Source organism: Nonomuraea sp. B208, from assembly GCF_057536035.1.
Genome location: NZ_BAAJOU010000014.1, coordinates 171,899 through 191,997 on the forward strand (window position 1 = coordinate 171,899; position 20,099 = coordinate 191,997).

The following is a 20,099-nucleotide window of genomic DNA, read 5'->3' on the forward strand; positions in this document are numbered from 1 at the left end:
GGCCGATGCGAACCTTGCCGGGCTCGCCGGCATCGAACCACCCGACGTCACTGATCAACCGGGGAGAACGATGGCGACGGCACTGCTCGACGGGGACCCGCAGCGGCTCGGCCCGTACTGGCTGGCGGGGCGGCTGGGCGCGGGCGGGCAGGGCGTCGTCTACGAGGCCTACACCGAGGACGCCCGCCGCGTCGCCATCAAGGTCCTGCACAGCGACCAGGCCGCCCAGCTCGGCAGGGAGGCGGCGGCCGCGCGGCGGGTCGCCTCGTTCTGCACCGCGAGCGTGCTCGACGCCCAGTTGGACGGGCCCCGCCCCTACATCGTCAGCGAGTACGTCGAAGGCCCCAGCCTGCGCCAGGTCGTGACCGGCGGCCGCCGCTTCGCCGACGGCGACCTGCACCGCCTGGCCACCGCCATCGCCACCGCCCTGACCGCCGTCCACGACGCGGGCGTCGTCCACCGCGACCTCAAACCGGACAACGTGCTGCTCGGCCCGGACGGCCCGCGCGTCATCGACTTCGGCATCTCGCGGACGGCGGAGATGTCGCTCACCGAGACCGGCCTGATCACCGGCACGCCCACGTACATGGCGCCCGAGGTGTTCACCGGGCACCGCGCCGGCGCGCCCGCGGACGTGTTCGCCTGGGGCGGCATCGTGCTGTTCGCCGCCACCGGCGCCGACCCCTTCCAGGCCGAGAGCCTGGGCGGCGTCATGCACCGGGTGCTGTCGGCCAACCCCGACCTCGGCGTGCTGCCCCCGCAGCTGCAGCCGCTGGTGGCGGCCGCGCTGGCCAAGGACCCGCTCGACCGGCCCACCTCCCGCGAGCTGCTGCTCGCCCTGGTCAGCGGCGGCGGGCGGCTCGACATGGCCCGGCTGCTGGCCGAGGGCGGGCGCGCCGCCACCCGGATCGCGGTGCGGGCCGACGACCCGGCGCTCGGCACGCTGGCCGAGCAGGCGTACGGGATGCTCGGGCCGGTGGAGCGCGAGCTGGTGGCCGAGGTGTTCCTGCGGCTGGTCACCGTGGACGAGCAGGGCGAGCTGACCGTGCGGCGGGCCGCCGAGCCCGAACTGCTCGGCGGCCGGGCCGAGCACGAGGCCGAGGCCGTCGAGCGGATCCTCACGGTGTTCGCGTACCTGCTGGCCAGGAAGGGCGAGGAGATCTGGCTGGCCCGGCCCGCGCTGCCGCAGGCCTGGCCCAGGTACCGGCACTGGATCGACGCCAACCGCGACGGGCTGGCCGCGCACCGCGACCTGCTCACCGCGGCCCGCCGCTGGCAGGCCGCCGGCCGGCGCGACGGCGACCTGCTGCGCGGCAGCGGCCTCGACGACGCCCTGCGATGGGCGGCCAACCGGCGGCGCGACATCACCCTGTCCCCGATGGAGCGCACCTTCCTGCAGGCGAGCACCGACCTGGCCCGGCGCGGCGCCAAGCGGGCCCGGCTGGTCTCGCTCAGCCTCGGCGGACTCCTGGTGATCTCGCTGGCCGCCGGCGGGCTGGCCGTGCAGCAGGGCATCGTCGCCGACGGGCGCGCGCAGGAGATCGCGGCCTCCCTCAGCCGGTCGGAGGCGGCCCGGCTGGCCGGGCTCGCCCAGCAGGCAAGCCTCACCGACCCCAGGCTCGCCACCCGGCTCAGCGTCGCGGCGTGGAGCCTGGACCACACCCCGCTGACCAGGGAGGCGCTGATGACGGCCCTGGCCGGGCGCGAGTCGGCGGCGTTCACCGACCCGGCCCGCGCCGCCGACACCGTACGCGCGCTCGGCGCCGACGGGCGCAGCCTGGCCGGCGTGACCGGCGACGCCGCCCAGGTGTGGGACGTGCGCACCGGCAGCCGGGCCGGCGGCGTCACCCGGCTGGGACTGACGGGGGACCAGGTCGTCGCCGTGGCGCTGGCGGCCTCGCGCCGCACGCTCGCCGTCCTGACCGACCGCCGCGTACGCGTCTACGATCTCCCCACCGGCAAGGCGATCAGGACGTGGACCTTCGCCCGCCCGCTCGAGGACTGGGCGGATCTCGCGCACGCCGACGACCGGACGGTGACGATCCGCCGCCCCGGCGGCGTCCTGCGCTGGGACGTGCGGACCGGCGGGCGCACCTGGCTGCCCGAGGCCGAGGTGGCCGGCGCGGACGGCGCCTGGCAGGCGGTCCGGCGGGCCCGAGCCGTCCGCCTGACCCGCGCCGGGAACGACCCCGTCGACCTCGGCCTCATGGACGGCGCCGGCAGCCAGGGCGCCTGGAACGGCGGCCGGGTGACAGTCAGCGGCGACGGCACGCTGGCCGCCTCGGTCACCGGCGAGCAGATCCAGTTCTGGCGCCTGGCCGACGCCCAGCTCCTCACCACCGTGCCGCTGCTCGGCACCCCCGACGCCAGCGGGGAGGAACCCCAGGGCGCCTTCGACGGCCGTACCTTCCGCTACCTGGTGGAGGACCGGGTCTTCTCCGTCGACGTCAGCGACCTCGCCCTCACCCCGCCACGCACGCCGATCAGCTTCGGCAGGCTGAGCCCGGACGGCCGCCTGCTGGCGGTCCAGACCGGCGAGGTGCCCCGGCTGCGCCCCGTCACCGCCGGCGGCACGGGGGGAGCGCTGCCCGCCTCGGACGAGGTGTTCTTCAGCCAGGACGGCAAGCTGCTGGCCGCCGTCGGCTCCGACCAGGTGAGGGTCGTGGACACCGCCACGCGGGCCGTCCTCGGCACCGTCGCCCCCCGCCCGTCCGGCATGGAACTCGTCACCGCGGCCTTCAGCCCGGACCGGGCCCGCCTGGCGCTCGTCCTGCGCGGCCCCGACGACGGGCGCGCCGTGACCGAGCACGCCGTCCAGATGTGGGACTGGAAGGCCCGGCGCAGGCTCTGGACCGCCACGCCGCCGCAGACCGCCGACGTGGCCTTCTCCCCCGACGGCGCGCTGCTGGCGGTCGCCGGCGCCGGCCAGCGCCTGCTCGACGCCGCCACCGGCCGGCCGGTGACCGCGCCGTTCGCCGCCACCGGACGCGACACCCTCGCGACCCGGATCTTCTTCCTGCACAGCGGCAAGGGCGTGGTGGTCCTGGACTCCCGAGGCCGCCTGACGCCGTGGAGCACCACCGGCGAACGCCTCGGCCCGGTCTTCCGCGAGAAGTCCGGCGAACCGTCCGTCGCCGCCTACTCCCCGCGCGACGACCTCGTCGCCCTCGGCATCGGCGACGGCAGGGTACGGCTGGTCGACCCGGCCACGGGCACGAGCCTCGGCATCCTGCGCGACACCGCCGGAGGACAGGACCCCGACACCGGGCAGCTGCAGTCCATCGCCTTCACCGCCGACGGCGCCACCGTCCTGACCCTCGGGCTGGACGGCGTCGTCCGCACCCACGCCATCGCGCCGGCCGCTGTCGTCAAGGCGCTGTGCCGGCGGTCGGGCGGCCCACTCACCCCCGCCGAGTGGCGGGCCCACGTGCCCGCGCTCGCGTACCGGGACGGCTGCGAGGTCTGAGGCGGGCCGGTCACCGGTGGCCGGACAGCCACTCGGCGAGGACGGCGGCCTGGCTGTGGTCCACGTCCTTGGTGGCGGTCAGCAGCGTGAGCCGGTCCTCGGCGGCCAGGTCGCGCAGGTGGTCCGCGGCCGGCCGGTGCCCGGCGTCGCGCAGCTCGTCGAGGTAGCGGCGGCGGAACTCGGGGAAACGGGCGGGGTCGTGGCCGTACCACTTGCGCAGCTCGCTGGAAGGGGCGACCTCGCGCAGCCACTCGTCCAGGTGCGCGTCCTCCTTGCGCACGCCGCGCGGCCAGACGCGGTCCACCAGCACCCGGCGGCCGTCCTCGGGCGAGGACTCCTCGTAGATCCTGCGGCAGGTGACGTCCTTGCTCATGGCAGCACTCCCTCTGGCCTTTCCAGACGCCTGCCCCCGGGGCCGGGCGCCGAACCGGCCGGAGCGCGAGACCCGGCCGGTTCACGGCGGACGTCAGGGCCGCAGGTCCGTCACCCCCTTGCCGGTGGCGAGATCGAACGGCACCGAGACCTGGTCGTGCACGATCAGCCACTCGCCGTCGATCCTGCTGAAGCAGAAGGTCGCGCGGACCCACATGCCGCCCGCCGCCGCCCCGTTCGCCAGCGTGCCGCTGAGCCGGCCCAGGCCGTGCCCGAACGCGACGCCGTCGCCCACAGTGAGCGTCAGGTCGCGCAGCTCGTACGTCACCTTCTCGAACGCCTCGAACACCTTCGCCCAGTTGCGCAGCTTCGCGGCCACGCCCACGTGCTGGAGCGGCGGTTCGACGTCGAAGGAGACCACGTCGGGCGCGTAGGCCCCTTCCAGGGCCCGCAGGTCCTTGGCCTCGATCCCCTCCACCAGCGCCTCGATGCGCCGCCGGATCTCGTCCTGCCCGGTCATCGTCTTCCCCATTCCGTCGGGTGTCTTTTCCCGTACGACGAGACGGCGCCCCGGAAGGTCAGGCCGGCGCGCCCAGCGCCGTGAGGGCGGCGGCCAGCCGCGGGTCCTCCTGGCCCGCCTCCCGCAGGGCGGCCTCCAGGGTCTCCTCGTACGTCCGGCCGGCCTCGGCGTGCCGGGCCCGGCCCGTCTCGGTGATGACCGTGTAGACGCCGCGCCGGTCGTCCGGGCACAGGTCCCGGTAGGCGAAGCCGGCCGCGTTCAGCCGCGCCACCAGGCGGGTCACCGAGCTCTGGTTGAGCCCGACCTTGTCGGCCAGCTCCTGCATGCGCAGCTCGCCGGCGGGCGCGGCGGCGAGGTGGCCGAGCGCGCGGAACTCCGACAGGCCGATGCCGTGCCTGCGCTGCAACGCGGCGGCGAGCCTGCTCTCCACGCGGGTGTGCAGCAGGACGACGCGGTGCCAGGCGGCGGCGGCGTCCGAAACCGTGGTGGTGGCCATGGGACCTCTCAGTTCGCGAGACCGACTTGACACGAGCATACATGTACATGCAACATCCTTCCCGGCACTTCACTTGCACGTACATACAAATGGGAGCTCGTCCGATGGCCTGGATCCACCTGCTCATCGCCGCCGTCTTCGAGGTCGTCTTCGCCCTGGCGACCAACGCCACCGAAGGATTCACCCGGCTCTGGCCGTCCCTGCTCACGGCCGCCGCCGCGGCCGGCGGGATCTTCTTCCTGAGCCTGGCGCTCAGGACGCTCGACGTCGGCGTCGGCTACACCGTCTGGACCGGCATCGGCTCGGTCGGCACGGTCGTGCTGGGCGCCGTGATCTTCGGTGAGGAGATCACGATCTGGAAGGCGCTGGCCTTCGTCCTGATCATCGGCGGCGTCCTGGGGCTCAAGCTGTCCGACCGCCTCTCCCCCGCCGCCTGATCCGAAAGGAACCTCATCATGGCCTGGATCTACCTCTCCATCGCGATCGTCTTCGAGATCGGCTTCGCCCTCGGCACCAACGCAACCCAGGGCTTCACCCGCCTGTGGCCGTCGGTCTTCACGCTGCTGTCGGCCGCCGGCGGCATCTTCACCCTCAGCCTGGCGCTCAGGACCCTGGACGTCGGCGTCGGCTACACCATCTGGACCGGCATCGGCTCCATCGGCACCGTCGTCCTCGGCGCCCTCATCTACAAGGAGAAGATCACGCCCGCCAAGCTGGGCTCGTTCGCCGCCATCATCGGCGGTGTCATCCTCCTCAAGGTCGCCGCCGGGATCTGACCGGGTGCGGGACAGGTTAAGCTACAGGTGTAAGAAAACTTGCACCTGTAGCTTTTTTCGTGAGGACGGCGTGCCGTGGCCACCAGAGACACCCCCACCGCTCCCGGTGACCCGCGCGTGCGCCGTACGCGATCGGCCCTGGCCCGGGCGCTGATCGAGCTGGCCGAGCAGCGGGACCTGGCCCGGATCAGCGTCTCCGACGTGGCCGGGAGCGCGGGAGTGAGCCGCTCGGCCCTCTACGACCACTACCGCGACGTGCACGAGCTGGCCGAGGACGCCTGCACCGCGATGATCGACGACCTGATCGACTCCCTGCCCGGCCCGGCGCTCGACTCGGCGGACCTGGCCAGGGAGGCGACCGAGTCGCTGACGGCGTTCTTCGACCGCCTGGCCGCGCACGCGGGGCTGTACCGCGCGCTGCTGGGGCCGCAGGGCAGCGCCCGCGTGGCCGACCACATCCGCGGCCGCGTCGCCGAGGTCATCCACGACCGCCTGACGCACGCCGACGCCACCGGCTGGCCCGAACACGTCCCGCACGACGTGACGGCCTCCTTCACCGCCGGCGCGCTCATCGGGGTCGCGGTGGACTGGCTGGAACACCGCTGCCCCCGGCCCCCGGCCACGATGGCCGCCGCCATCTGGCCGCTGGTCAACGCCCACTACCGCGCCGGCGCCGGCGCAAGCTGAGCACCCCCTTTTTCCGAACTGTCGCCACCCGAGGAGAACCCCCATGTCCACTGCCGATGTGTCCGGCAAGTCCCTGGCCGAGCTCGTCTCCCTGCGCGGACGGCGCGCGGTCGTCACCGGAGGCGCCCGCGGCCTGGGCAAGGCCATCGCCTCACGCCTCGCCGAGGCCGGCGCCGCTCTGCTGATCGGCGACCTCGACGAGGAGCAGGCCACCGCCGCCGCCAAGGAGCTGGCCGAGCGGCACGGCGTGCCCGCGATCGGCGCCGCCATGGACGTCACCGACGCCACCGCCGTGGCCGCCGCGGCCGACCGCGCCGTGGCCGAGCTCGGCGGGCTGGAGATCTGGGTGAACAACGCCGGCATCTTCCCCGCCGTGCCCCTGCTGGAGATGACCGAGGAGACGTGGGACCAGGTGTTCGCCGTGAACGCCCGCGGCGTGTTCGTCGGCGCCCGCGAGGCCGCGCGGCGCATGTCGGCGGGGCACCCCGGCAGGGGCGGCGTCATCGTCAACATCGTCTCCACCGCGGGCTTCCGGGGCAGCGCGCCCGGCCTGGCGGCGTACGTCGGGTCCAAGCACGCCGTCCGCGGCCTCACCCGCGAGCTGGCACTCGAACTGGCCCCGCTCGGCATCCGCGTGCTGGGGGTGGCGCCGAGTTTCGTCCCCACGGAGGGCAACCTGGCGATGGCCGCCGAGGCGGGCGTGAACCTCGACGAGATCCCGCCGACCGACCTCATGCTGAACAGCCCCATCGGCCGGATCGGCACCCCGGACGACATCGCGCGCGTCGCCCTGTTCTGCGCCTCGGACCTGTCGGCGTTCATGACCGGCAGCACCCTGCTCGCCGACGGCGGCGACACCGCCTGAGCCTTTTCAGGCCGGGTGCGCCTCCAGCGGATTGGCGGCGATCCGGCCGGCGACGTCCCTGCGCACCGACGCGGCGGCCGCGCTGCCCGGCTTGCGGCCTGCCTGGTCCTCGAAACAGCCGAGGAACTCCGCGCCGAAGCCCAGGCGCGGATAGCGGGCCAGGACCTCCGCCCTGGCCGGCGCGGGGAACTCCGCGGCGTGCCGGCCCACGACCTCCCAGCTCGTCGCGACCTGCAGCACATGCGCCTCGGGGTCGGCGGCGGCCGGCACGTCGTCGCGCATGTGCAGCACGATGATCTCGCGGGCCCGGTCCGCCCGCTCCGGCGGCCAGCCTGCGGCCACGCCGAACACCCACGCCAGCTCCCCGCCGGCCTCCTCGAACGGCAGCCGGTGGCTGTCGAAGGGCTCCGTCAGGCCGGCGTCGTGCAGCAGCGCCGCGACGCAGTACAGCTCGTCGTCGAAGGCGATCGCGTGCGCGGCGGCGTACATCGCGCCCCACACGTACGAACGGATGCAGTGGTTGAGCAGCGCGGGCGAGCAGTAGCGCGTCGCCACGGCCAGCGCGGCGGCGGTCGCGGGCGTGTCCGGGAACGTGATCACCGTCACGCAGTGTAGTCGGCGATCAGTGGAGGGGCACGGTTGGACCCGCACGACGTGGGAAGTGGCAGCCGGAGCACTGACCGGTCGCATGTCACGGAGCAAAGTGTGGGCGAGTTAACCGCAGGCCGCGGGGTTGTGATCGGCGCGGCCTGCTGGATCGCGGCGCTGCACAACGTCGTCGTCGAGTTCCTGGTGGCGGCCGCCTGGCCGACCCCCTACAGCTTCGCCCGCAACATGATCAGCGATCTGGGCAACACCGCCTGCGGGCCGTTCCCGCAGATCGGCGGCTCGACCCTGCACGTGTGCTCGCCGCTGCACGGGCTGATGAACGGCTCGTTCGTCGTGTACGGGCTGCTGGTCGTCGCCGGAGCCGTGCTCACCCGCCGGGCCTGGCCCGCGACACGGCCGGCCACCGCCGGACTGGGCCTGCTGGCGCTGGGCGGGGCGGGCGTGATCGCGGTCGGCCTGGTGCCGGAGAACGTGAACCTCGTCCTGCACAGCATCCCCGCGCTGGTCGGCTTCGTGGCGCAGAACGCGGCGATGGTCGTGCTCGGCGTCGCGACCGCGCGCTCGGTGCGCTGGCTGTCGCGGTTCTCGGTGGCCTGCGGCGTGGCCGGGCTGGCGGCGACGGTCCTGCTGCTGACCGGCGTCCACCTCGGGCTCGGCCCCGGCGGCATGGAACGCGTGGCGGCCAATCCTTTGACGCTCTGGCTTCTCGCCGCCGGGCTGTGGCTGCTGCTGCGGCGCGGCTACGCAGCCGGGAAGCCGACCGCGTTGGCCGCGTCGGCCTCGAAGTAGTCCGTCGTGGCGAACGCGCCGACCTGATCCTCGAAGAAGCTCCTGACGCCGTCGAGGGAATCGTGGACGATGACGTTCACCGCCCTGGTCCCGTCGGCGCTCGCCACCGCCATCGTCCACCGGGCGCCCCCGGGGAGCCGGCCGTACGCCTGCTTCAGCGAATCCCAGAAACCGTCGTGGTCGGAAATCCGGGAGACGGCCATGACGTGCACCGTGGCGCCCTCCTCGTCGACCCGCGGATGGACCCGGCAATTGAGGTGGAGATAGCGCGCGGCGCCGTCGTCGAAATCGTAGATGGCGACGGTCTGGATTTCCTCGGCCGGATGGGCCGGCGGCATCAGGAAATGGGTCTCGCTGATCGGGAGCAGCTCGTGATCGAGCTGCTCCGGCCTGCCGAGGAACCGGGCCTCCATCGGGTTGAGCGTGGATCTGAGGTGGAGCTTGCCGCCTTCGGCCGCCACCTCGAAGCGGGTGCCGGGGCGTTCGTAGACGCCTTCGTACCTGGAGGGGTCGAGGACGAGGGCCGGGTCGGGCTCCGGCAGGTCGGGGATCGTGACCGCGCCGAGGCCGGCCAGGATCTCGTTGAACACCCGGCGGTAGAAGCCGTCGCGCGGACCGGCGTTCGTCAGCATCGCCACGGCGATGCCCGGCTCCGGCAGGATCCGCAGCCGGGCGCTCTGGCTGATCGCGCTGCCGTCGTGCGCGTAGACGGTCTGCCCGTGCCAGTCGCACACGACGAGACCGAGCGCCCATTCCGGCCCGAACATGTACGGGTCGGGCACCGGGACCCGCGAGTGCGTCATCTCGCGGATGATGCCGGGCGAGACGATCCTGGCGCCGTCCGGGGCCGTCCCCTCGTTGAGGAAGACGTACGCCAGCGTGAGCAGGTCGCGGGCCGTCGTGTTGACGTTGCCGCCGGGGCCGAAGGCGCGCGGCAGGTGGCCCAGCGGCGACAGGATCGGCCCTTCTTCGAGGGACCGGACCAGGTGCCCGGTCGCGGCCAGCCGCTCGTCCACGTGCTCGCGGCGGGTGCACGTCGAGGTCAGCCCCAGCGGGCCGAACAGGCGGTCCCGCATGATGTCGTCCCACCGCCGGCCGTCGATCACCTCCATGACACGGGCGAGGATCGCGTAGCCCAGGGCCGCGCTGTAGCCGTGGGTGTGACCCAGGGGGTGGACCTGGCGGGCGCCGGCGATGTTCGCCACCATGCGCTCGTACACGTCGTCGTCCTCGCCAGGATCGCCGTAGCTCTCCTCGATGCCGCTGGTGTGGTTGAGCAGGTGGCGGGCGGTGACCCGGGCGCTGACGCCGGGGTCGGCGACCCGGAACCCGGGCAGGTAGGTCCGCACCGGCTCGTCCAGGGCGACCTTCCCCTCGTCGACGAGTCGCATGAAGGCGAGGGCGGTCCAGGTCTTGGACACCGAGCCGCACTGGTAGACGGTGCCGGTCGTCGCGGGCTCGCCCGTGGAGACGTCCTTGACCCCGGCCGCGAAGTCGGTGATCTGCCCGTCGCGCAGGATTGCGAGCGTGGCGCCCGGGATGCGGTGCTCCGCCAGCAGTTCGGACACGCGGGCCCGCATCCGGGCCACGTCCAACGCTTCCGTCATGAGTGTCGCCTCAGTCCTCTCGAATTCTTTCCGGGCGGGAAAAGGCTAAGTTGCGTTTATGCAGGCGTCAACGAAATGACGGGTTATGGCGTGGATCGTTGCAATGGAAATGTCGATGAATGCAATTCAAGGCGACCGCCGTTGCAATGTACTGTTGGTGAACGCACCGACAGGAAGGCGGGCCGATGCCCGGAGGAAGGCTGACCCACGAGGACCGCCGGCAGATCGCGGCCTGGCTGGCCGAAGGGCTCGGCTACGCCGAGATCGCCAGGCGGCTGGGCCGGCCCACCTCCACGATCAGCCGCGAGGTGGCCCGCAACAGCGCGCCCGGCGGCTACCTGGCCGACCGCGCCCAGCACAGCGCCGGGCAGCGCGCCCGCCGCCGCCGACCGGTCCAGGCCGCCGAGCCGACCGGCGGGTGGCCGTCCGAGCCCGTGCGCGGCTTCGTCGAGCGGTTCGCGACGCTGCTGGTCGGGACCGGTTTCCCCCGGATGCCCGCCCGCGTGTTCGTCTGCCTGCTCACCGCCGCCTCCGGGAGCCTGACCTCCGCCGAGCTCGTACGCCGGTTACAGGTCAGCCCGGCGTCGGTGTCCAAAGCCGTCGGCTACCTGGAGACGACCGGGCTGGTCAGACGCGCCAAGGACACCGGCCGCCGCGAACGGTACGTCGTCGACGACGACGTCTGGCTCCGTGCCCTCGTGACCGACACCGGGGCGCACGCCGAGGTCGCGGCGGCCGCGCGGCGCGGCATCGAGATCTTCGGCCCTGGCACGCCCGCCGCCGGCCGGCTGGAGCGGATGGCGCGCTTCTTCACCTGGATCGGCGAGCAGATGTACGGCGGCGCGCTCGCCGACGCCGCCGCCGCCGACGCGCTCACCGTGGTGGCCGCCCTGGTGCACGCCGCCCGGCCGCTCACCGCGGACGACCTGGCCGGCGCGCTGGGCTGGCCCGCGCGGCGGGCGGCGGCCGCCCTGGACACGCTCGGCCGCCACCCGGACCTCGCCGACCCGCTCGCGGTGGAGGAGGCCGGGCGCGGCGCGTACGTCGTCGCCCCGAGACCCGACCGCCTGAGCCCCGCGCAACGCGAGGCGCTGACCGCCGGCCCGCGCCCGGACCGTCAGCCGGCGTCCCGTTCGTCGTAGGTCTCGCGGTGGGCGAGCACCTCGTCCATGTGCGTCTCGGCCCAGGACTTGAGGCCGCGCATCATCTGGTGCAGGGAGAGACCCAGGTCGGTCAGCTCGTACGTGACCGTGACCGGCACGGTCGGCTTCACGCTGCGGGTGATGAGACCGTCGCGTTCCAGGGAGCGCAGCGTCTGGGTGAGCATCTTCTGGCTGACGCCGGCCAGCAGGCGGGACAGCTCCGAGTAACGCATCGACCGGGGCTCGCCCGCGCAGCCCGCCTCCGGCTCGGGCGAGGCGCCGCTGCCGAGCGCGGCCAGGATCAGGGTGACCCATTTGTTGGAGATCCGGTCGAGCAGCTTGCGGCTGGGACACGCCGCGACGAAAGCGTCGTACTGCATCTTGGCCTGCGCCCTCTGCTGGGCCGCCGTCATCGTCGCCATCGGCCGTTCCTCCAACCCGTGGGTGCCCTACGCACTCCGAAGTGCGTACTTCCTGGCAGGAAGTTACCTCACCATAATGAAGCAAGGAGCCGTCAGGCACCATCCCGTACGACCTGAGAAAGCAGAGACATGAGCACGTTCTCCCCTTCGCTTCCCGGCGGCACCTGGACGCTGGGCGACCTGACCGTCACCCGGTTCGGCTACGGAGCCATGCAGCTCGCCGGCCCCGGAGTGATGGGCCCGCCCGCCGACCGCGACGGCGCACTCGCCGTCCTGCGCGAGGCCGTCGACCTCGGCATCACCCACATCGACACCGCCGACGCCTACGGGCCGCGCGTCACCAACGAGCTGATCCGCGAGGCGCTGCACCCCTACCCCGGCACCCTGCACATCGTGACCAAGGTCGGCGCGACCCGGGACGAGCAGGGCGGCTGGCCGCCCGCCCGCAGGCCCGAGGACCTGCGCCTGGCCGTCCGCCACAACCTGGACAACCTCGGCCTCGAGACGCTGGACGTGGTCAACCTCCGGCTCGGCGACGCCCAGGGCCCGCGGCCCGGCTCGATCGCCGAGCCGTTCGAGACGCTCGTCGAGCTCCAGCGGCAGGGCCTGATCCGGCACCTCGGCGTCAGCAACGCGACCGCCGACCAGGTCGCCGAGGCACGCTCGATCGCGCCGATCGTGTGCGTGCAGAACATGTACAACCTCGCCCACCGCCAGGACGACGAGCTGATCGACGAGCTCGCCGGTCAGGGCATCGCCTACGTGCCCTTCTTCCCGCTCGGCGGCTTCAGCCCCCTGCAGTCCTCGGCCCTCACCGCCGTGGCCGCCCGGCTGGACGCCACGCCGATGTCGGTCGCCCTGGCCTGGCTGCTGCACCGCTCGCCCAACATCCTGCTCATCCCCGGCACGTCGTCCGTCGCCCACCTGCGCGAGAACGTCACCGGCGCCGCGCTCGCGCTCACCGACGACGACCTCGCCGAGCTGGACAAGATCGGCCGCTAGGCGGCGTCGCGGGAGGGCACGCTGACCGGCACCGCGACCAGGCGGCTGGTCGAGGCGGCCTACGGCTGAGGGACGGCGGCCAGGTTCACCACGCGTACGCCGCCGTCCCGCGTCCAGAAGACGACGCCGTCACCCGCCGACCACTGCCTGCCGCCCGACGGCAGCGGCGTGCCCTCGAACGTCACCGTCGTCCGGGTGTGGGCGTCGTAGATCTCGCCGGAGCCGGTGAAGAACCGGTCCCGGTACGGGTAGCCGCGCAGCCCCCGACGCACCTCGCTCCGGCTGCCGTCGCTGCGCTGCACCACGGTGCGGTTCCCGCGGGTCCCGGTGCACCAGGTCGGTCCGCGCCTCGCCGCGATCTCCTCGTCGGCCAGATCCTCGAAGTAGCGCAGCACCAGCACCGCGCGCTGCCTGGCCGGCAACGCCCGCAGGCGCTGCCAGATCTCGCCGAGCTCGTGCTCGTCCTCGTGCACCGGCGAGGGAACCTCGGCCGTGAGATGCTCCCGCCGCCGCCTGCGCCACCAGCTCACATGCTGCCGGGCGGTTATCGTCCGTACGTAGCCCTCGGGGTCGTCCTTGCCGCGTACCCGCCACCACGAGGAGCTCAGCCTGAGCAGCGCCTCCTGGACCAGGTCGGCCGCGTCGTCGGGGCTGCCGGTCAGCACCAGGCCGTAGCGCAGCAGCGCATGGCTCCTCGCGCGGACGAACTCCTCGAACTCCACCTTCCAGGGACGCACCGGCCGGCGTCGTCGTTGCAAAAATCATGCCGGAGGCCCCGGCACCCGGGCGTTTCCGATCCGTGATCTGCGTCCAGGATGATCGCCCGTCGTGAAGAAAGCGATCATGTGCGGCGCCGCCGGCGCCACCCTCCTCCTGACGGCCACGCCCGCCACGGCCGCACCCAAGGACCCGCTCGCGGCGCTGCGGGCGCAGCTCGCGGCCGGTACGGGCGTGTCGTTCTCGTTCCGCATGCACGGCGAGTCCGCGCCCCTCACCCAGACCGGCCGCCTGCGGTTCGGCAAGAAGGGCATCACGGCCTCCGACATCACCGGCAAGCTCGCCCTCGGCGGCGACGAGAAGCCGGCCGACGACTTCGGCGGCGGCGAGGAGCCGAGCGCCGCGATCACCGCCATGGGCAAGCCGGAGCGCACGATCCGCATCGGCCGGACGTCCTACGTCAGCGGCGGCCCGATGAGCGCGGCCCTGCCGGAGGGCAAGACGTGGTTCAAGCAGTCGCCGGGCTGGACGAGCGGCGTGACCGCGCTCTTCGGCGGCTTCGTCAACGCGGCCGACCCGAGCACGCTGCGGGTGCTGCTGGCGCACTCCAAGCGGAGCGGGTCGACGTACAAGGGGTCCATGAGCGTCAAGGACCTGCTGAAGGCGTCGGACTGGTCGCGCGCCACCCTGTGGTGGAAGCTGGACTCCGGCGTGAAGGTGAACTGGACGCTCGCCGTCGGCGCCTCGGGTCTGCCGGTCAAGCTGACCACGCGGCTGGAGAGCAAGAAGGTCGGCCTGAGCAGGACCGCGATGGAGATGCGCTACACCGGATGGGGCGCCAAGGTCTCGATCAAGGCCCCGGCCGCGCGTACGGTGACCACCAAGCTCGACCCCGAGAAGTCCGCACTCCAGCTCCCCCCGGCGCCCAAGCGCTGACGGTGCTCCTGCCCGTGCTCCTGCGTAGTCTCGCCCCATGACGACCGTGCTCTGCGTACCGCAATGGCAAGGATCGGCGTCGGACAGGGCGCCGCGGCTGATGGCCGGCGCCCGCCGCGCCGCCGGGCTCGTTCCCGCCGACGCGGTGGTGACCGTGCCGGTGGTGGAGGCCGGCGGTGACAAGGCCGCCGGCGTCCGCGCCTACGACGTGCTCGTGGAGAACCAGCGCTTGACGCGGGAGGCGCTGGCCGGCATCGACGACCGGGTGATCACCGTCGGCGGCGACTGCGCCGTCGACCTCGCGCCGATCGCCGCCGCCCGCGCCCGCCACGGGGAGGCGCTGACGGTGCTGTGGATCGACGCGCACCCGGACGTCTACAGCCCGCGGACCCTCCCGTCGGGAGCCTTCCACGGCATGGTGGTGCGCGCGCTGCTCGGAGACGGGCCGGCCGGCCTCGCGCTGGAGCAGCCCCTGACCCCGCAGCAGGTGATCATCGCCGGGGAGCGCGCCGGTGACCCGTCCGAGCACGACTATCTCGCGAGGACGGGGCTGCGCAGGTACGGCGTGGACGACCTGGAGCGCGCGCTCGACGGGCTGCGCGGCCCGGTGTACGTGCACCTCGACCTCGACGTCCTGGAGCCCGCCGCCTTCGCCGCGACCTGCTACCCGGAGCCGGGCGGCGTACGGCCGCGGCGGCTGGCCGACCTCGTCTCCCAGGTGGACGACATCGTCGGGGCCGCCATCACCGAGTACGCGCCCTCCGGCGACGCCCTCGACCCCGGCGAGGCCGAGACCATCCACCTGCTGGGCGCCGCGCTGACCGGTCAGGTCCGTACCTAGCGGCGGAGGCCGATTCGCCCCGCACGACCTAGGATCGGGGCATGTCCCTGAGCGCGGCCGACGTCGACCGGTTCGAAGCCGCCAGGCCGCGCCTGGAGGCCATCGCCTACCGCCTGCTCGGCTCCGCCGTGGAGGCAGAGGACGCCGTGCAGGAGACGTTCCTGCGCTGGCAGGCCGCCGACGTCGGCCGCGTCGAGGTCCCCGAGGCCTGGCTGACGAAGGTCCTCGCCAACCTGTGCCTCAACCAGCTCGCCTCCGCGCGGGCGCGCCGCGAGACCTACGTGGGCCGGTGGCTGCCCGAGCCGCTGTTCGCCGGGGACCCGATGCTCGGCCCCGCCGACACCGCCGAGCAGCGCGAATCGGTCTCGTACGCGGTCCTCACCCTCATGGAACGCCTCTCCCCCAGCGAGCGGGCGGTGTACGTGCTGCGGGAGGCGTTCGACTACCCGCACCGGGAGATCGCCGGGATCCTCGACATCACCGAGGCCGCCAGCCAGCAGATCTTCCACCGCGCCAAGAAGCACGTCGCCGACGGCAGGGCCCGCACCGAGATCGACGAGGCCGCGACGAGGCGGATCGTCGAGGAGTTCCTGGCGGCCGCCGCCAGCGGCCGGATCGAGCCTCTCCTGCGCCTGCTCACCGAGGACGCCGTCGCGGTCGGCGACGGCGGCGGGAAGATCCCGGCCCGCGTCAAGGCGTTCGAGGGCGCCGTCGCGGTCGCGACGTTCCTGCGGGGCCTGTTCAAGCCCGCCGCTGCCAAGCGGGCGCTGATCGGCGGCTCGCCCGAGGTTCACGTCCGGACCGCCAACGGAGACCCCGCCCTCGTGGCCGTCGTGGACGGCCGGGTCGTCGGCGTCATGTGCCTGGAGATCACCGCCGGGGGCATCGCCGCGTTCCGCAGCCAGTTCAACCCCGCCAAGCTCGAACGCGCGACCGCGCGGTGGGCGGCCGGCGACCACGGGGAGCCCGTGATCGCCGGCTTGTGACCCGCGATGTGAGGCGCTTCACACCCCGATCCTGTCAGGAAGCGGCGCGCTGCCCGGTTCAAGAGGCGAACCTCGCCAGACAGGAGCAAGGGCATGCAGCACCGCATCATCGTTCTCGGAGCCGGATACACCGGAGCCACCGCCGCGGGACGCCTCGCCAGGAGGCTCCGCCGCGAGGACGTCACCATCACCCTCGTCAACGCCGAGCCCGACTTCGTCGAACGTGTCCGCCTGCACCAGCTCGCGGCCGGTCAGGACCTCAAGCCCCGGCCGCTGCGGGCGATGTTCGCGGGCAGCGGCGTCGAGCTGCGGCTCGCGCAGGTCGCCGGCGTCGACGCCGACCGCAGGACCGTGACCGTCGCCGACGCGGACGGCGTCGAAGAGCTCTCCTACGACACGCTCGTCTACGCCCTCGGCAGCGGCTGGGACGCCCAAGGGGTTCCCGGGGCCGCCGAGCACGCCTACGAGCTCGCCGGCCGTTCCGGAGCGCTGCGGCTGCGCGAGCGCCTGGCCCGCCTCGACGCCGGGCAGGCCGTGCTCGTCGTCGGCGGCGGCCTGACCGGCGTGGAGGCCGCGGCCGAGCTCGCCGAGGCCCGCCCCGACCTCGACGTCGCCCTCGCCGTCCGCGGCGGACTCGGCGACTGGCTCTCGCCCAAGGGCCGCGAGCACCTGCGGAAGGTGTTCGGCCGGCTCGGGATCACCGTGCACGAGCACGCCGACGTCACCGCCGTCGCAGCCGACCGCGTCAGCACCGCCGACGGCCGGGACATCACGGCCGCGGTCACCGTGTGGACCACCGGCTTCGCGGTCCACCCGATCGCGAGGGCGACCGCCCTGGAGGTCACCGGCACCGGCCAGATCGTGGTCGACGCGACCATGCGCTCGGTCTCGCACCCGGACGTGTACGCGATCGGCGACGCGGCCCTGGTGATGGGCCCCGGGAACAAGCCGCTGCGCATGTCGTGCGCCTCCGGGACGCCGACCGCGTGGCAGGCCGCCGACGCGATCGCGGCGCGCCTGACCGGAGGCAGGCTCCCGGCCACCACGATCCGCTACTTCAACCAGTGCGTCTCACTGGGCCGCAAGGAGGGCCTGATCCAGTACGTCACCGCCGACGACCGCGCCGTGCCGGCGGTCCTGACCGGCCGGCTCGCCGCCGTGTACAAGGAGCTGATCTGCAAGAGCGCCGCCTGGGGCGTCGCCAACCCGACGCTCGGGCTGCCGAGCCGGCGCCGCCGCGTCACGCGGGCGCGGGCCGCCGCGGCCGCCCGTCCGCGCGGCGTGCGCCTCCCGTGAGTGATAATGACATCATTCTAGAGAAAAGCCTCTAATAGCGGGAGTCGGCGCATGTCCACAGCGCTCCACGTCGTCGAGAACTTCTACCGCGCCGCCCAGGCGGGCGACGGCGCCGCGATCCTGGCCCTGCTGCATCCGGAGTTCCGCGCTCACACCGCGCCCGGCATGCCCTGCGGCGCCGGCGGCGCCTTCCTCGGGCCGCGGGAGGCGCTCACCCGCGTCTGGGGGGCGGTCTACGCCGATTTCGACACCGCCCCGTTCGCGGAGACCTGGCACGAGACCACCGACGGGATCATCGTGGTCACGGGTCACTACCGGGGCGTCGCCCGCGCCACCGGCCGCCCCCACCGGGCCGAGTTCGTCCACCTGTGGCGGGTCACCGACGGCCGGCTCTCCTGGCTGCACCAGTACACCGACACCGCACGCTGGCACGACGCCCTCGTTCCCGCCGCCGGCTGACCGCGCTCGATCAGGCGGGGCGCAGAAGCTCCTCGCGCCTGGCCAGCAGCCGGGCCCGCTCGGCCAGCAACTCGGCCCGGAGCGTCTCCAGGTACGCCCCGGTGTCGCGCACCCACTGCGCCAGCTTGTTCACCCCGGCCCTGGTCTTCTCGATGCGCTGATGCTTGAGCGCGTCGGTGATGATGTTGTCGAAGAAGGCGTCCACGAACCACCGCGTGTCCACCTTGGGCATCACCGGCCGGGCCGCGACGACCCCGGTGTCGGCCAGCTCGCGGGAGAAGACGTCCAGAGCCCGCTGGGCATGCCAGGCGGCCTGGTCGGCGCTGGTCAGCTTGCTGTGCTCGTAGGCGTCGGCGAGCAGGCCGCCGCCGAGCAGGTCGAAGGTGGAGGCGTTCCTGGCGGAGCCGAGGAAACCCAGCACGACGTTCAGCGCGTCGAGCGCGCCCCGCCCCGCCTGGTGGGCCTCGTCGCACTCGCGCACCTCGGCGCTCGACCGGTCGAGCGCGGCGGCGAGGTCGGCCAGCTCGCGGGCGCGCGGATCGCCGCTGTCGATGAGCTGCCGCTCCTTCTCGGCCAACAGCCGGGCGTACTCCCCGGGCGCGGAGGCGAGCACGGCCAGCTCGGCGTCGGTCGCCGCCGCGTCGGCTTCGAGATCCGCGAGCCGGGCCCGGTGACCGTCGACCCGCTCCCTGGCCACGGCCGCCTCGGCGCGCTCGCGCTCCAGCCGCTCCTCGCGGTTGCCCAGCACCCGGGCCAGGACGGCGGACAGCCCGCCTTCAAGGCGGGCGACGTCACGCTCCTCCTCGGCCAGCCTGGACTCCAGGTCCTCCAGGGTGGCGCGGACGTCCGCGATCTGCTGTGCGGTGGTCTCGCGCAGGCGCCGGACGTGCTCGGCGCGGTGCATCCTCGCGGCCGCCTCGCGCAGCCGTTCGTCGAGTTCGGATGGGAGGGTCACACCATGACGACGAACGGGCCGCACCGGGCGTTCCCGCGTCAGTGGTCCACGGTGACGACGATCTTGCCGAACTGGTTGCCTGACTCCATGTGCCGATGCGCCTGCACGATCTCCTCCAGCGGGAACACCCGGTCCACCACCGGCCGGAACGCCCCGCTCCGCAGCCCCGAGGCGACGAACGCGGCTGCCCGGCGCAGCCGCACCGGGTCCTTGGCGATCTCCAGCATCGTGTACGTGCGCATGTTCAGGGCGGGCATGCCCAGCTCGAACCCGGGATACGGGGTCGGCTCGCCGCTGAGCGCGCCCCACAGGAACAACGTCCCGTCGGCGGCCACCGCCCTGGCCAGGTCGACCACGCCCGGACCGGCGACGGCGTCGAAGACGTACCGGGCGCCCTGGCCGCCGGTCAGCTCCAGCACGCGTCCGGTCACGTCCTCCTCGTCCGAGACGATGACCTCCGCCGCGCCCTCGTCGAGCAGCTGCCGGGCCTTGGCGCGGGTACGGGTGACCGCCACCGGCACGGCGCCCAGGCGGTCGGCGGTGTGGATCGCGGCCAGGCCGACGCTGCTGGAGGCCGCGTTCACCACGGCCACGTCCCCCGCACTCATGCGGCCGATCTCCACCATCGCGCCGTAGGCGGTCAGGTACGGCATCCACACGGCCGCGCCGGAGACGGCGTCCACCTGCTCGGGGCGGTGCAGCAGCGCGGTGGCCGGCACGATCGCCCGCTCGGCGTAGACGCCGTAGTCGTTCTGGGAGAAGTTCGGCACGACGCTGACCGGCTGTCCTGGCTCGAAACCGGTCACGCCAGAGCCGACCGCCTCGATCGTGCCGGCGGCCTCGGAGCCGAGCCTGGCGGGCAGCTGCTTGACCGGCTCGATGTAGTGGCCGCTCCTGAACAGGGCCTCGGCCCTGTTGACGCCGATCGCCTCCACCCGGACGCGCGCCTCACCCGGTCCGGGCTCGCCCGGGTCCCGGTCCTCCAGCCTCATCACCTCGGGCCCGCCGAGCTCGTGGAACAGAACCGTCCTGGCCATGTGAACCCCTCAATAAAAGTACGAAGACCGTCGAACTTCGAGCGTCATCGTACTACGGGGTGCCGTCGGCGGACGAGCCCGATCACAACGCCAGATCCGGGTGCTCCGCCCCCGGAGCA

At 73.3% G+C, this 20,099-nt stretch carries 22 protein-coding genes; 13 read left to right on the top strand and 9 right to left on the bottom strand.

The window, feature by feature from the left end; genetic code table 11:
- The first annotated feature begins 70 nt into the window (after window positions 1–70).
- A complete protein-coding gene (locus tag AC27IY_RS11360; protein WP_487177905.1) occupies window positions 71–3,466 on the top strand; it encodes a WD40 repeat domain-containing serine/threonine protein kinase in 3,396 nt (1,131 codons plus the stop codon).
- A gap of 10 nt (window positions 3,467–3,476) precedes the next feature.
- Here the strand turns inward: AC27IY_RS11360 and AC27IY_RS11365 are convergent, their stop codons facing one another.
- From AC27IY_RS11365 to AC27IY_RS11375, 3 genes are all read right to left on the bottom strand, one after another.
- Complete coding sequence (locus tag AC27IY_RS11365) at window positions 3,477–3,839, bottom strand: DUF488 domain-containing protein (protein WP_423446847.1); 363 nt, start codon at window positions 3,837–3,839, stop codon at window positions 3,477–3,479.
- A 93-nt stretch (window positions 3,840–3,932) separates the two neighbouring features.
- The gene (locus AC27IY_RS11370) at window positions 3,933–4,370 is read right to left on the bottom strand and encodes a YybH family protein (RefSeq protein ID WP_449956538.1); all 438 of its coding nucleotides are present in this window, start codon (window positions 4,368–4,370) and stop codon (window positions 3,933–3,935) included.
- A 46-nt stretch (window positions 4,371–4,416) separates the two neighbouring features.
- On the bottom strand, window positions 4,417–4,854 hold the full coding sequence (locus AC27IY_RS11375; protein WP_487177906.1) for a MarR family winged helix-turn-helix transcriptional regulator: 438 nt from the start codon (window positions 4,852–4,854) through the stop codon (window positions 4,417–4,419).
- 104 nt (window positions 4,855–4,958) lie between these two features.
- Between AC27IY_RS11375 and AC27IY_RS11380 the strand changes: the two genes are divergently transcribed.
- The 4 genes from AC27IY_RS11380 to AC27IY_RS11395 all read left to right on the top strand — a co-directional run bounded on the left by AC27IY_RS11380 (window position 4,959) and on the right by AC27IY_RS11395 (window position 7,182).
- The gene (locus AC27IY_RS11380) at window positions 4,959–5,291 is read left to right on the top strand and encodes a DMT family transporter (RefSeq protein WP_344217204.1); all 333 of its coding nucleotides are present in this window, start codon (window positions 4,959–4,961) and stop codon (window positions 5,289–5,291) included.
- Window positions 5,292–5,309: 18 nt separating this feature from the next.
- Window positions 5,310–5,630 (top strand): DMT family transporter, encoded by a 321-nt coding sequence (locus tag AC27IY_RS11385; RefSeq protein WP_344217206.1) that lies wholly within the window; start codon window positions 5,310–5,312, stop codon window positions 5,628–5,630.
- Window positions 5,631–5,705: 75 nt separating this feature from the next.
- The gene (locus tag AC27IY_RS11390) at window positions 5,706–6,317 is read left to right on the top strand and encodes a TetR/AcrR family transcriptional regulator (protein WP_487177907.1); all 612 of its coding nucleotides are present in this window, start codon (window positions 5,706–5,708) and stop codon (window positions 6,315–6,317) included.
- Between the two features lie 43 nt (window positions 6,318–6,360).
- A complete protein-coding gene (locus tag AC27IY_RS11395; protein ID WP_487177908.1) occupies window positions 6,361–7,182 on the top strand; it encodes an SDR family NAD(P)-dependent oxidoreductase in 822 nt (273 codons plus the stop codon).
- Between the two features lie 6 nt (window positions 7,183–7,188).
- Here the strand turns inward: AC27IY_RS11395 and AC27IY_RS11400 are convergent, their stop codons facing one another.
- Complete coding sequence (locus AC27IY_RS11400) at window positions 7,189–7,782, bottom strand: HD domain-containing protein (protein WP_423446837.1); 594 nt, start codon at window positions 7,780–7,782, stop codon at window positions 7,189–7,191.
- A gap of 105 nt (window positions 7,783–7,887) precedes the next feature.
- On the opposite strand from AC27IY_RS11400, the gene AC27IY_RS11405 reads away from it, so the two are divergent.
- Complete coding sequence (locus AC27IY_RS11405) at window positions 7,888–8,580, top strand: DUF998 domain-containing protein (protein WP_487177909.1); 693 nt, start codon at window positions 7,888–7,890, stop codon at window positions 8,578–8,580.
- Here the strand turns inward: AC27IY_RS11405 and AC27IY_RS11410 are convergent.
- Complete coding sequence (locus tag AC27IY_RS11410; protein ID WP_487177910.1) at window positions 8,532–10,187, bottom strand: serine hydrolase domain-containing protein; 1,656 nt, start codon at window positions 10,185–10,187, stop codon at window positions 8,532–8,534. The genes AC27IY_RS11405 and AC27IY_RS11410 overlap by 49 nt on opposite strands.
- Window positions 10,188–10,372: 185 nt before the next feature.
- Between AC27IY_RS11410 and AC27IY_RS11415 the strand changes: the two genes are divergently transcribed.
- A complete protein-coding gene (locus AC27IY_RS11415; protein ID WP_487177911.1) occupies window positions 10,373–11,329 on the top strand; it encodes a helix-turn-helix domain-containing protein in 957 nt (318 codons plus the stop codon).
- On the opposite strand, the gene AC27IY_RS11420 is transcribed toward AC27IY_RS11415, so the two are convergent.
- Window positions 11,305–11,751 (bottom strand): winged helix-turn-helix transcriptional regulator, encoded by a 447-nt coding sequence (locus tag AC27IY_RS11420; protein ID WP_371250563.1) that lies wholly within the window; start codon window positions 11,749–11,751, stop codon window positions 11,305–11,307. The genes AC27IY_RS11415 and AC27IY_RS11420 overlap by 25 nt on opposite strands.
- A gap of 129 nt (window positions 11,752–11,880) precedes the next feature.
- Between AC27IY_RS11420 and AC27IY_RS11425 the strand changes: the two genes are divergently transcribed.
- Window positions 11,881–12,753 carry an aldo/keto reductase family oxidoreductase gene (locus AC27IY_RS11425; RefSeq protein WP_423446830.1) on the top strand — a complete coding sequence of 291 codons (873 nt, stop codon included), beginning with the start codon at window positions 11,881–11,883 and terminating at the stop codon, window positions 12,751–12,753.
- A 59-nt stretch (window positions 12,754–12,812) separates the two neighbouring features.
- Here AC27IY_RS11425 and AC27IY_RS11430 read toward each other — a convergent pair whose 3' ends face one another.
- Window positions 12,813–13,490, bottom strand: coding sequence for a SigE family RNA polymerase sigma factor (locus AC27IY_RS11430; RefSeq protein ID WP_487177912.1), 678 nt, complete (start codon window positions 13,488–13,490; stop codon window positions 12,813–12,815).
- A gap of 91 nt (window positions 13,491–13,581) precedes the next feature.
- Here AC27IY_RS11430 and AC27IY_RS11435 point away from each other — a divergent pair, with 91 nt between their 5' ends.
- From AC27IY_RS11435 to AC27IY_RS11455, 5 genes are all read left to right on the top strand, one after another.
- Window positions 13,582–14,406, top strand: coding sequence for a hypothetical protein (locus AC27IY_RS11435; RefSeq protein ID WP_487177913.1), 825 nt, complete (start codon window positions 13,582–13,584; stop codon window positions 14,404–14,406).
- 37 nt (window positions 14,407–14,443) lie between these two features.
- Window positions 14,444–15,247 (top strand): arginase family protein, encoded by an 804-nt coding sequence (locus AC27IY_RS11440; protein ID WP_487177914.1) that lies wholly within the window; start codon window positions 14,444–14,446, stop codon window positions 15,245–15,247.
- A gap of 41 nt (window positions 15,248–15,288) precedes the next feature.
- A complete protein-coding gene (sigJ, locus tag AC27IY_RS11445) occupies window positions 15,289–16,233 on the top strand; it encodes an RNA polymerase sigma factor SigJ (protein WP_487177915.1) in 945 nt (314 codons plus the stop codon).
- A gap of 93 nt (window positions 16,234–16,326) precedes the next feature.
- Window positions 16,327–17,529: an NAD(P)/FAD-dependent oxidoreductase gene (locus AC27IY_RS11450; protein WP_487177916.1), complete on the top strand. Its 1,203-nt coding sequence runs from the start codon at window positions 16,327–16,329 to the stop codon at window positions 17,527–17,529.
- 51 nt (window positions 17,530–17,580) lie between these two features.
- Window positions 17,581–17,988 carry a nuclear transport factor 2 family protein gene (locus AC27IY_RS11455; RefSeq protein ID WP_423446818.1) on the top strand — a complete coding sequence of 136 codons (408 nt, stop codon included), beginning with the start codon at window positions 17,581–17,583 and terminating at the stop codon, window positions 17,986–17,988.
- A 10-nt stretch (window positions 17,989–17,998) separates the two neighbouring features.
- Here AC27IY_RS11455 and AC27IY_RS11460 read toward each other — a convergent pair whose 3' ends face one another.
- The gene (locus AC27IY_RS11460; protein WP_487177917.1) at window positions 17,999–18,943 is read right to left on the bottom strand and encodes a hypothetical protein; all 945 of its coding nucleotides are present in this window, start codon (window positions 18,941–18,943) and stop codon (window positions 17,999–18,001) included.
- 38 nt (window positions 18,944–18,981) lie between these two features.
- Window positions 18,982–19,980 carry a zinc-dependent alcohol dehydrogenase family protein gene (locus tag AC27IY_RS11465; protein ID WP_487177918.1) on the bottom strand — a complete coding sequence of 333 codons (999 nt, stop codon included), beginning with the start codon at window positions 19,978–19,980 and terminating at the stop codon, window positions 18,982–18,984.
- Window positions 19,981–20,099 lie beyond the last annotated feature (119 nt).